At 47.3% G+C, this 12568-nt stretch carries 9 protein-coding genes; 6 read left to right on the top strand and 3 right to left on the bottom strand.

Features of this window, described 5'->3' with window-relative positions:
- Positions 1-376 precede the first annotated feature (376 nt).
- Positions 377-1552 (top strand): glycosyltransferase, encoded by a 1176-nt coding sequence (locus tag IPG31_10050; protein ID MBK6618672.1) that lies wholly within the window; start codon positions 377-379, stop codon positions 1550-1552.
- 67 nt (positions 1553-1619) lie between these two features.
- On the opposite strand, the gene IPG31_10055 is transcribed toward IPG31_10050, so the two are convergent.
- Complete coding sequence (locus tag IPG31_10055) at positions 1620-3086, bottom strand: DASS family sodium-coupled anion symporter (protein ID MBK6618673.1); 1467 nt, start codon at positions 3084-3086, stop codon at positions 1620-1622.
- A gap of 248 nt (positions 3087-3334) precedes the next feature.
- Here IPG31_10055 and glnA point away from each other — a divergent pair, with 248 nt between their 5' ends.
- The 3 genes from glnA to IPG31_10070 all read left to right on the top strand — a co-directional run bounded on the left by glnA (position 3335) and on the right by IPG31_10070 (position 6383).
- Entirely contained in the window at positions 3335-4726 is a 1392-nt protein-coding gene (gene glnA, locus IPG31_10060) for a type I glutamate--ammonia ligase (GenBank protein MBK6618674.1), read from the top strand.
- Between the two features lie 114 nt (positions 4727-4840).
- Complete coding sequence (locus tag IPG31_10065) at positions 4841-5314, top strand: DUF4124 domain-containing protein (protein MBK6618675.1); 474 nt, start codon at positions 4841-4843, stop codon at positions 5312-5314.
- 187 nt (positions 5315-5501) lie between these two features.
- The gene (locus IPG31_10070) at positions 5502-6383 is read left to right on the top strand and encodes a recombination-associated protein RdgC (protein ID MBK6618676.1); all 882 of its coding nucleotides are present in this window, start codon (positions 5502-5504) and stop codon (positions 6381-6383) included.
- 9 nt (positions 6384-6392) lie between these two features.
- On the opposite strand, the gene IPG31_10075 is transcribed toward IPG31_10070, so the two are convergent.
- Both IPG31_10075 and IPG31_10080 read right to left on the bottom strand, forming a co-directional pair.
- Complete coding sequence (locus IPG31_10075) at positions 6393-9743, bottom strand: DUF748 domain-containing protein (GenBank protein ID MBK6618677.1); 3351 nt, start codon at positions 9741-9743, stop codon at positions 6393-6395.
- Positions 9744-10052: 309 nt separating this feature from the next.
- On the bottom strand, positions 10053-10385 hold the full coding sequence (locus IPG31_10080; GenBank protein ID MBK6618678.1) for a hypothetical protein: 333 nt from the start codon (positions 10383-10385) through the stop codon (positions 10053-10055).
- Between the two features lie 492 nt (positions 10386-10877).
- On the opposite strand from IPG31_10080, the gene phnF reads away from it, so the two are divergent.
- Positions 10878-11594, top strand: a complete 717-nt coding sequence (phnF, locus tag IPG31_10085) for a phosphonate metabolism transcriptional regulator PhnF (GenBank protein MBK6618679.1) — start codon at positions 10878-10880, stop codon at positions 11592-11594.
- Between the two features lie 33 nt (positions 11595-11627).
- Positions 11628-12500 (top strand): phosphonate ABC transporter substrate-binding protein, encoded by an 873-nt coding sequence (gene phnD, locus IPG31_10090; GenBank protein ID MBK6618680.1) that lies wholly within the window; start codon positions 11628-11630, stop codon positions 12498-12500.
- The last annotated feature ends 68 nt before the right edge of the window (positions 12501-12568 follow it).

Below are 12568 nucleotides of genomic sequence, written 5' to 3' on the forward strand. Positions count from 1 at the left end.
GCGTGCAGGCAAAATAAAGGCTCTGTAGCAATTAATTATTGAATTGCCAGAGTCGGAACAATTGGGGATAAGTATTCGAGAAACGATTTATAACAAGCGCTTGCGCATGGCAGTAGACGGTATGTGGTATCGGATGCGTGGTTATTAAGTAAGGCGGGTTCAAAATCTCCGCAATCTTCTTTGTTAGAATTAGAGGCAACTTATTGTTTTTAAATTTGAGAACTGGTTTTTGGGCAGACACTACATAGCCTTGCTATGCAACAAAAACTTGAGGAAATACGAACCGCCAATCCCATTGGCGTAGTAGATTTAGCCTTAGTTCTGACTGATTCCCAGGTATTGATGTTAGGTATTGCGATAACGCTCTGGAAGAATTATGGATGATGCAAGATTAAGAGCAGCACTCGGCTATTTAAAATTTAGGCGGGCGCCACGGGTTCTCATTTTCGATTCGGGTTACCTTGTGGTTGGGGACGCAATTAATGCCGCTGAGGATTTGGGATGGAAGGTAGCAAAGTTGCCTGCTCAGAAAAAAGGTAGCGGCGAAAATCAGTTCGTAGCCGCATTATTAACTGCACTCGTCACTTATCAACCTGATTTTGTGCTCACTATCAATCACATCGGATTTGATGAGACAGGTGTGCTTGCGGCGTTGCTGGAACGATATGATATTCCAACAGCATCGTGGTTCGTCGATCACCCCATGCCTATTTTGGGGGCGGCCAACAAAAATGCAACTTCGAATTTGCAGTTATTCTGCTTCGAACGTACCGCATTTCCATGGCTTAGTAATAACGGTTATGGCGAGGCTGTTTTTTTGCCAACCGGGGCCAATGGTCGATTCTTTAATGCGGAGAAGACAGATCCGTTACAGATTGCGAGATTTCGTTTTCCTCTTTCTTTTGTGGGGCATTCCTGGTGGTTGAAGGCCAGAGTTGAACCATCGAAGCCGGTGCGTAAAGCTGCAAAAGAACTCTGGAACAAGCAAAAGGTTAATCGCGCCACTCTTGTCGGGTTGTGCGAGAAATTGCTTGAAAAAGAAGACAGGGAGCTATTTGCTGCCGTTCAGGTAGCGCTGGCCGAGGCATCCATGGATACCAGGAAAAGGTTAATTGATCGTTTTCGCGAGCTGAATGTGACGTTATTTGGCGATAAATACTGGGAAAAGCTCTGCCCCGGCGTAAAGGTATTTTCTCCTCTTGACTATCACAATGAACTCCCTGCATTGTTCATGGGCAGTGACGTGAATCTGAATGTTACTGCCGAACACATGCCCACCAGTGTAAATCAGCGGGTTTGGGATGTGCCTGCTGTAGGTGGGTTTTTACTCACCGATGCTCAGGAAGACGCGCTGAATGTATTCGTGGATGGCGAGAGCATGGCCTTTTATACTTCTCTTGATGAGGCTGGTTCAAAGGCGAGATTCTATCTGGCTCATGCGGAAATCCGCGCTCGAATTTCCCTGAAAGGAGCGGCTATCATTCATCAGTCCCACTTGATGACCCATCGACTGCAGTATATGTATAACGTGATGAAGAAACGGTTTGGATAGGTAATGCTTGGTGAGAGGATGGGACTGATGCCGCTTTTGATTGTATGAATGCCTCAGAAAAAGATTGCTATGCAAAAATAACGGGGATCAACCAGTAAGTCAGAGTGGTAATGGCAATGATGGCAATCAGGTTCAACTTAAATCCGGTACTCGCCATTTGTGCAATGGTGACGTTTCCAGTGGCATAGACAACGGCGTTGGGTGCGGTTGCAACCGGCAGCATAAAGGCGCAGCTGGCTGCAAGGGTGGCAGGCGCAAAGAGCAGCATGGGGATGGGCATATCGCTGGCCATGGCCAATGCCGCGATTACCGGCAGTAAAGTGGCAGTGGTGGCGGTATTGCTGGTGAGTTCGGTCATGAAGATGATCAGCGTGACCAGACCAGCGAGCATGATCAGTGGGGGAAGCATGGTTGCTCCGGACAGATATTCGCCGAGCCATAAGGCCAGACCGGTTTTCTCGATGCCATTAGCCAGGCTGAGTCCGGCGCCAAACAGCAGCAATACGCCCCAGGGAAGGTTGCGTGTTCGTTCCCAATCCATAAGCGCGCCATTTTTGTTGGATGGGTCTCCAGCGGGAATGACAAATATCAGGATGGCTCCGATGACGGCAATCAGTGTGTCGTCCAGCCACAGCATCAAGGAAAAATACTGCTGAAAAGGAACCCGTAAAATCCAGGCCGTGGCAACCAGAATAAACACAACAGTAAGCCGTTTTTCTGGGGTCGATAAAACGCCAAGTTGTTGCAGTTCATTGGCAATTGAATCCTGCGAGAGGTGGATTTTACTGGCATCAACGGGGTAGGTCCATTTGTGCAATACCCACCAGGCCAGACACAGCAGCACCATCACGACAGGGACTCCCAGCAGCATCCAGTCGAGAAAACTGATGTCATATCCGTAGGTTTGGCGCATAAAAGCGGCAAGCAACATATTGGGTGGCGTGCCGATCAGCGTGCCCAGACCACCGATGCTGGCTGAATAAGCAATGCCGAGTACCAAACTCAGGACAAAACGATCGTGTTCGCACGTTTTGGTCAATCCGGATATCAGTGACAGCGCAATCGGAATCATCATCAGTGTGCTGGCAGTGTTACTGATCCACATCGACAGGAATGCGGTGATGCCCATCACACTGGCTAGCACCATCGCCGGGTGGCTGCCGGTGCGCATCAGAAGACTAAGTGCCAGTCTGCGATGCAGATTCCACTTTTCCAGCCCCATGGCAATTAGAAAACCGCCCAGTAACAAAAAAATAGTTGGCGATGCATAAGGTGCGCTGCTCTCTGTGGTAGTCAGAATACCCATTGCGGGAAAAAGTACGATGGGCAGCAGCGCCGTAACCGGAATAGGCAGCACCTCGGTTGTCCACCAGACGGCAAGCAACATGGCAATGCCGACCGTGCGCCATGCTAATACAGACATGCCTTCCGGTGCAGGTAGCAGGATTGTCATTATCAATAGAGCCGGTCCCGTCAGCCAGCCAATCACATTTGGCCGAAAAAAAATTGCTGACGGAAATAATATATTTTTCATGGAATTATGTTTTAGACCGAAGTGACGAACGAGATAAGCTCTTATTGTAAGCGAGAAAATTGCTTGTAATTACCGGCAATTCCCCGGATGAATAATATGTTGCAAACAGTTATAATTGCCTGCTGTAGAAGGTTCCTTGCTGTGCAGAGATTCTCTTTGACGTACCAACGCCTCCCTCATCCTAAGCCCGATGATGCTTGACCGATAATGTAATACCTCTGTGGAGAAAGACTGTGGTAGCTGATGTGATGAAAATGATCCAGGATCATGAAGTTAAATTTGTAGATTTACGTTTTACTGATACCAGCGGCAAGGAGCACCACGTTACCGTTCCTTCGCATGCATTTGGTGTTGACAAATTTGAAGATGGCCATGCTTTTGACGGCTCCTCGATTGCTGGCTGGAAAGGTATTCAGGCTTCTGACATGCTCTTGATGCCTGATCCGGAAACAGCGTCATTGGATCCGTTCATGGAAGAAACCACGTTGTTACTGACTTGTGATGTGGTAGATCCCTCCAATGGTCAGGGTTATAACCGTGATCCACGTTCACTGGCAAAAAGGGGCGAGATCTATCTGAAATCGACTGGAATAGGTGATACTGCATTTTTAGGCCCCGAGTTGGAATTTTTTATTTTTGATTCAGTGCGCTGGCATACCGATATGTCGGGCTGTTCACTCAAAATAGAATCCGAAGAAGCCACCTGGAGTAGCAAAAGAAGCTATGACAGTGGAAATTCCGGACATCGCCCAGCTATCAAGGGTGGTTATTTTCCGGTGCCACCAGTAGATTCCCTGCACGATATTCGCTCTGCGATGTGCATGATTCTGGATGAACTTGGCATTCCGGTGGAAGTGCATCATCACGAAGTAGCCAATGCAGGTCAGTGCGAAATCGGGACGCGTTTCAGCAGTTTGGTTAAACGCGCAGACTGGAATCAAACTATGAAGTATGTGATTCACAATGTCGCTATTTCGTATGGCAAGACCGCAACATTCATGCCTAAACCCATCGTCGGCGACAATGGTTCCGGCATGCATGTTCATCAATCCATCTGGAAGGATGACAAGAATCTGTTTGCTGGCAATGGTTATGCGGGCATGTCGGAACTCGCACTTTATTATATTGGTGGTGTCATGAAGCATGCAAAGGCGCTGAATGCGATTACCAATCCTGGAACCAATTCCTACAAACGCCTGGTGGCCGGTTACGAAGCGCCGATCAACATTGCCTACTCGGCAAGTAATCGCTCGGCTGCAATCAGAATACCCTACGCAAGCAATCCCAAACAGCGCCGCATCGAAATCCGTTTTCCGGATCCGTCTGCCAATCCTTATCTGGCCTTTACGGCATTATTAATGGCGGGGCTCGATGGTATTCAGAACAAGATTCATCCGGGAGAGCCCATGGATAAGAATTTGTATGATCTGCCACCCGAAGAGGCATCCATGGTGCCGAACACTTGCGCTTCACTCGAAGAAGCGCTGGAAAATCTTGATCGCGATCGGGAATTCCTGACACGAGGTAATGTTTTCTCCAATGACATGATCGATGGCTTTATTGCACTCAAATCAGAGGAGGCAACCTTGCTGCGCATGACTACGCATCCGGTGGAATTTGCCATGTATTACAGCTTGTAGAAAAGACGGCAAAAATGCTGCTTATCCCCTTTTTGTCAGGGGGGGAATTGAACTAGAATCCGGCTTCATTCGTTCTGAAACACTGTTTTGCTCAGATCAGGTCGAGGTTCCTGCATGAAGATATTTTATTTTTTCTCTTGGCTGCTGTTGGGGTTGTTCTGTACTTTTCCGCTGGCATGTCTTTCTTCCGGTATCTATAAAGTTGAAGATGAGAAGGGACACGTCACTTATACCAACACGCCATCGGTTATGGGTAAACGAACAGACGCAAAAAAACTGACTGGAGCAGCATCCATAAACATCATTACTCCCCGGAGTGCGGTTAAAACGAGATATGAAAATCTGGCTGTGGCGTCACGCTATGAAGATAACAGCTCAGCAGGATTACAAAAGCACGATCTCGATGCTTATCTCATTACGGATCAGAAATCTGCAACCCAATCCAGACGCCTGGGTAACAGTCTACGTGTTCCGGATATCTCCACCATACCAACAAGCCGCACGACCCGAGAAAAATTTGCGCATGATCAACTGAGTATCGATGATTACAACATTCAGGTATTCGATTTGAAGATTAGAAGCTATTGATTTTCGAATGGCTCAGTTGATCATTTTTGCTTCTATCTGGCAAAGAAACCACCAATAACTGCATCACGGTACTGCTCAGAGGCGGTAAAATTGCATCTCTATCCTGCTGAAATCAGCATGCCTTGCATGAGCAATCTTTGGTATGCGTTACATAGCCCTTCATATTCATAACCAGTGAGTTGGATCAATGTGGTTTAAAAATTTACAGATTTATCGTGTCGATGGATGGCAAATGACATCAGTCGAACTTGAAGCGTTACTGTCCAAGCGAGTATTGCAAACCTGCACAAGCATGGAAATGCAAAGTATCGGCTGGGTGCCGCCCGGCATCGAAGAAGTCAGCCTGGTTTATGCGCGTGGTGAGCAACTATTGATTGCCCTGGGGGTTGAGAAAAAGCTGTTACCAGCATCGGTAGTCAATCAGTTGGCCAGTGTTCGTGCGCAGGAGATGGAGGCCAGGCAGGGATATGCACCAGGACGTAAACAAAAGAAGGAAATTAAGGAGGCGGCTTATTACGAGCTGTTGTCACGTGCTTTTGCTATTCGGCAAAAAATCCATGTGTGGATAGACCCGGTTGATGGCTGGTTTGGTATTGATAATGCCAATATTGCGAAAGCAGATACGGTGGCGGAAGCTTTTCTGAAATCGGCTTCGGCAATCACGCTCAGACGGGTTGATACAACCATGGCGCCGGCCTCAGCCATGACGGGCTGGTTATCTGGCGATCTCCTGCCACAGGTATTTTCCATCGACGCAGATAGCATTTTTCGCAGTCGGAGCGATAAAAAGGTTTCCATCAGCTATAACCGACAGCCGTTGGATGAACAGGATATTGCGCGGCACGTTAAGGATGGCAAGGAAGTGACCAAGTTAGCGCTCACTTGGCAGGATAGGATTTCATTTATGCTGGATGAGAATTTGCTGGTTAAGCGATTGACCTTGCAGGATATCGAAAAAGAGCCGGCTGATTCTGCCCAGGATAGATTTGATAGTGATTTTCATATGATGACGGCAGAGTTGAAACTGCTGCTGCCAGACTTGCTGGATGCGCTCGGTGGTGAAGCGTAATTGCGGATGCTAGCGTATTGAGAACTGAACGCGATTATTCTGCTGCTCACTGCTTTCTGCTGCTTCAGTTTTGCTGCCTAACAGAAAAATACGCTCATTGGAAATTTCTCCCTGCTCGATCAGCCACGTGTACGCAGCGCTGGCGCGTTGCTCAGCCAGTCTGCGCAAATCATCCTCGCTGATTTCGGTATGCTTCAGGATCAGTTCTTCCATTTCCCTTGCGGGTAAACTCTTGGTTAATCCAATGAAATTTTTAGGTTTTTCAAATTTTTCATCTTTGTAAATAACTTCCAGATATCGGTCATAGTCAGCATCATCGAGTTCGATTTCGTCAACTGTGCTACTTGCCTGGCCTTTCTTCGCGGTATCAGTAATTTTCCGATTTTTGATCTTTTGTTTGAGCAACGCGCGCTTGAGTTCGTCGTGATCATAAACTGAATCCGCCAGCCCGGTAATTTCGAGATTGAGTGCAGGACGATCCTGCAGGATTTGTGAGAGGGATTGCAGTCGCTGTATGGCGGCCTCATCCAACATTGCCTGGCCTGGAGAAAAACTCAGCTCGGATAATGATTCGTCATCACCGAGCAGTGAGCCCAGTAATGCGAAAGGGGCAGTTGCCGCCTTGGTCAGGATATTGAGAAACGCTTCCCAGATAATACTGCCAATGCTGAACTGGGGATCATTGATCGAGCCGCTGAGCGGCAGGCGCAGATTGATTTCACCACGCCGGTTCTGCAATAGGGAAATTGCCAGATTGAGTGGCAATGAAACCGCATCTGGACTCTCAACCTTGTCACCTAGTTTCAACTGATCGAGAAAAATCTGATTCTGTGCACTTAACTGTTCGTTTTCCACGTGGTAATTGACATCGACTGAGAGCTTGCCCTTCTGGATGGCGTAACCGACATATCTGCCCGAGTAGGGACTGAACGGCGGCATATCGATTCCCTTCGCGGTCGCCGTCAGATCCAGAAAAAAGGTTTTACCGAGAAAATCACCTTTCCCTTTGATGGTCAGTGGCGCAGACCGATCGACTGCGCCGAGAATATCAATAGTGGTGGTCTTGTCTGGACGTATTGGTCCGATCTGTCCTTTCAGTCCCGTCAGATTGGCGCGGTAATTCGGCTGAATAAACTGGTCGGTGAAGTTGATATGGCCATTACGCAAACTGATCTGATCGATTCGGAGTGGCAGTTCGCCAGTTGTGGTCGCTGATGAGGCAGCAACTTCCGGTGTGGCAGTCGTCTTGTCAGTATGGGTTTCATCCTTGCGCACGACGTCGCCAAGATTAAGTTTACCTGCCGAAGTTAATAGCAGGCGGGCAAAAAAATCGCGTAGTGTGATTGTTCCAATTTCTGTGCGAAGTGTTGTGCTATCAAAATGAATGGTCGAAAAGTCGATTGCTTTCCAGCGTAACAGTTCCGCAGAATTCCGTTTGTCCAGTACATTGAAATCCGCCAGTTGTGCATTACCGTCAACCTTGATGCTAACAGTTTTGTGTTCATCAGGCTGAGCGTTGATATTGCCTTGAAAGGAAAAGTCACCTCGGGTCAGCAAGGTGTGGTGGTGATCTTCTGCCCAACCTTGCAACGAAACGAGGTCAACATTTTGTAAATTTAGCGTCATCGCCGCCAGCAAGGGGTTCCAGGCAAATGATCCCTGGATATCGACGTGCCCATGCTGGTTAACCCTGGCTTGCAATCCCAAAGCCAGCGGCTCTGATCCGTTCAGGTCAATGTGATCAAGTGTCAGATTCATCTTTTCGATCATCATTGGCGCTGCTTTGGGCAGATTGTGATCATCAAATCGTAGAGACGCATCAACCAGTTTGACCTGGCCAATACTGACTTTCCATCGATCACCAGACTGATCGGATTCGGTTTTTGCCGCAGCGAGGGTCGATGGTGATGATATATCCGGTTTTCGTCCGGGAATTGGGGTGATCGTTGCGGCTGATATTATGTGCGAGTCACTATCAGGTATATCAGATATAACGGGTGCCGCTGCAATGTAAGCAGGTTTGGTCGCAGGAAATGGGATGACCTGAGTGACAATGGGTTTACTGCCAGGAATGGGAATCAGGATTGGTATGGATTGGGATATCTGTGCGTCGGATGCCATTCTATCCGGTGCTATTTGTCGAGAACGGGATGTATACGGGACGGACTCAAATAGCTGGTGCCAGTCAAGCGTTCCAGTCTTGAGTCGCTGCAGAGATGCAGACAAATTTTCCAGTGTGATATGGTCAATTTTAATCTGTTGTTGCGAGCGATCGACGCCAATTTCACCAATGCTGAATTTGGGCAGATACAAGGCAGGCTCGGTCTTGCCCTGTGCAATCAGCGAGAGATCCGTCAGGGTTAGCGCCAGTTTTGAGAGGGATTCCGCTGCAAGGTGAACTGCTGGTAACTGGACATCCAATCGTTCAAGTTTTACATCGTATGGTGATGCAACCGCAAGATTTTCAACTGCTAATTGCTTGAGAGCCACTTTTCCGGATAACGTAATGCTGGGTGCGGCTCCTTTGCGCTGCAGGAAAGTCAGTTGCAGATCACTATCGAGCAGACCCGCAAGCAGGTGTAGTCCGGGTGGCAGCGGTATGTAGCCCGTGAGAGTGGTCAGATCAATATCATCGAACGTGAGTGCCAGGCTTGCTTCCCGATCATCCATGAATGGCCGTGCCTTACCTGCCAATGCTATAGGCGCATCATTAACCAGGGCGTTAAAGTATGGCTCCACCCAATTGACTTGCGCGCTCTCAAAATTGGCAAGAAAGGGAATGCCAATATTGATCGTTGTAATACGCTGAATGCTGTCAGCTACACGATCATCAAACTCAACATAACCATCTATGATCTGGATATTGCTGATGGAGAACTTCGATTCACTTTTGTCGACAGAGGCATGATCAGATGATTGTGATGCTCCAAACTTTGCGAGCAGATCCGAAATGTTAAGTGATTCATTTTTTTCCTGCCGCAGATAAAAGCTGGGTTTTGTCAGGGTAATAGCTTTTATGACGGGCGCCAATCGAAAGAGGGATTCGATACTGAGATCGACATATAATCTTTCAAATGCAAGAGACGTATCGTCTGCAACCCGTTTTTCACCAATATGAAACCCGTGAACCAGCAATTCGAGCGAATAAGGTCTGATCTCGATAGCCTGAATCGATACTGGCCGTTCCAGCTCCCGTGAGAGCATTGCTTCTGCCTGGTTCCTGGCAAAGTCGGGTAACCAGAAATATCCCAGTAGCCCAAATAGAACAGCAAGCGCCAAAGCCACACTCAGTCCTATACCTGCGCGTTTCCAGGTTTTTCTATGAACTGAGCATGGTGGCCGGTTGGCAGGAATAGTCATTTCTGATACGGTTTCAAGCTATAGGTGCAGGTTTGTAAATAGTTACTGGGCATCTCTAAAAAGTTTTCTTTAACTATTATGGTATGCGGCAAAAATATTTTTGGCTATGTCATCGTTAGTTAGTGGTTGTCATGTAACCCAATGAATTTAAAGAAAAATATCAATTATTGGTTTTTTGGCTAATGGCTTGTTTATAAATGATAAATAGTGTTTATTTGCAGTGACCAACAATTAACGATGACATAGCCATATTTTTTGTTCGCATCACGCTTTATTTGAGGTGCCTAATTTTTAGAGACGCTCTATTACCTACTGATCAGATGATTGTTCCTGTTTTTTCGCACGACGGGCAATTTCAGTTTTAATCTCAGCCAGAAATCCGGTATTGGTTTTGAGCTGTTTTTCGGTTTTGTACCAGGTAAAGCAAACGATCGAGCCTAAGATAATGAGAACCAGATTCATTACATCCAGGCCATCAAAAAATATAAAAACTATCCCGGTCGAAATGGCAAATGCTCCGAGCAGCCCGACCAAAATACCAATTTTCCCGCTCCAGACCGATTTCGAGTATTTGAGTGACCAGGCATCAATTTCATCGCGAGTTGTCGCTAATTTTTCATTCGTCCATTTCTTCAAATCCATTTTATTCCCTCATGTTAATCAGGCTTGCATCATGTGTTAATCACTCGTAATAGTACAAGAAAATAGCTTTCTGGTTCCTGGTAATTCTGCTTTACCAGGTTAACCATACTGTACCCAAGTACAAAATTTTATTAAAATAACCTTATGTTTTGCAACAATTAATTGCGATTATATCGTGAAAATACCAAGTGATTTCTCAAATCTGATCTTCGGAGCTTCCGGAAGTGCTTGGGCGAAATGAGCGAAATTGATCGCCAGGCCGCGCAGCATCTTCATGTTCCAGTCTGGGTGTGAGATGGCAGTGAGAAACAGGCTAAGATTATTCATAAGCGGCATCAGAGGAGATTTAGCACTGCATAGGGATGGAGTCTAACGGCAGAGCATAGATCAAATCTTAACGCAGCCAGAAGCACGTTAGCATTGTCATGAAACCATCACATTTTCCAGCTACCATGCACCGCATCGCAACTCATATAGATATGTATAGATAGCATGTTGGATAGAAAGCACGGCAAACCCATCTTCCGGCAAATCGCCGATAGTCTGCAACAAGACGTTTTACAGCATTACCAGGCGGGTGATTGCCTGCCTTCCGAACAGGAGCTGGCGGATCGATTTTCAGTCAATCGCCACACCCTGCGCCGTGGTATTGATGAGCTGGTAGATTTGGGGTTGGTCGAGCGAGTGCATGGCAAAGGCGTGTTCGTGCTGGATGCGCCGGTCGATTATGCAATCGGCAAACACAGCCGTTTTACCGAGAACCTGGAAGCATTGGGAAAAACCAGCGATTCCCGCTTACTGCGCAAGCTGGAAATTATGGCCAAAGGCAACGTAGCCAAACGCTTGCAAATCGATGAAGGCGAGCCGATGCTGTGGCTGGAAACCTTGCGTCAGGTTGATGGCAAACCATTTTGTTTGATTTCTCATTACTTGCCGCTCAAACGCCTGGGTGATGGAGTACGCGATTATCAAAACGGTTCGTTGCATGCTTTTTTGAAAAGTATGGGTATTGATCCGATAAGACGAAGCAGCACAATCAGCGCCACCCTGCCACTTGATGGAGACGGTCTGCTGCTGGCGATGCCACGGCATATGCCGATACTGAAAATAAAAACGATCAACATCGACCGTAACACGCAGCAGCCCATCGAATATTCGCTGGCGCGTTTTCGGGCAGACAGGTCGCAGGTTTCCATTGACCTTCCATAGCGTTTTTTATTTTTAATGATTCAGGAATCTGTCATGAATTTCAAAAAGTTAAAATTAACCATCGCGCTGTTGGCGACGTTGAGTATGCAAACCATCGTTGACGCCAAAGGTTTAGTGTTAGGGCTTATTCCGGCGGAAAATAATGAAGAAATGATTCAGAAATTTGAGCCGATGCGTCAGTATCTGGAACAAAAAATCGGAGAACCCATTAAAGTTTTTACGGCAACCGATTATGCTGGCGTTATTGAGAGCATGAAAAGAGGCCGGGTGGATATTGCCTGGTTTGGCCCACTGACTTATATATTGGCCGAACGGGAAGCCAATGCCGAGGCCTTTGCGGTGGGCGTGCACTCGGATACTGGCCTATCGACTTACCGCTCGATATTTGTAGTACCGGAAGACTCTAATGCGCAATCGATTCAGGACTTGAAAGGCAAAAGCGTCGCGTTTGTCGACCCTGCCTCCGCTTCGGGCGGCTTGATTCCGGCTTATATGGTAAAACAAGCCACCGGTATGATGCCAAAAGAGTTTTTCGGTCAATTCACCTATGCCGGTTCACATGATGCGGCGGAAATGGCAGTTAAGAACAAATCGGTTGACGCAGCGGCAGACAATGACATTACTTACGACAAGATGTTGAAAAAAGGGTTGATCACCAAACAATCTAATCGGATTTTGCTGAAATCCGACCCCCTGCCAGGCGCGCCTTTGACTTATCGCAAAGACCTGCCGGAAAACATGAAACGTAAAATTCGCGAGGCCATTTTAAACGCCCACAAGGAAATGGAAGAAGTGACAGGCTATGGCGAGCTCAGCGAATACGTGGCAACAACACCGGCGGAGTATCAGAAAATTCGCGATCTGGCCAGCGAGCTGGGTCTGATTCGCGAGCAAATATTGAAGTAACTCCAGCAATTTGAATTAAGCCACTCAGTTGCATGCAAAGGATGGCGTCACCCTTTAACAGGCTGAGT

Origin of the sequence: Nitrosomonas sp. (assembly GCA_016703745.1) — a bacterium.
Classification (GTDB): Bacteria; Pseudomonadota; Gammaproteobacteria; order Burkholderiales; family Nitrosomonadaceae; genus Nitrosomonas.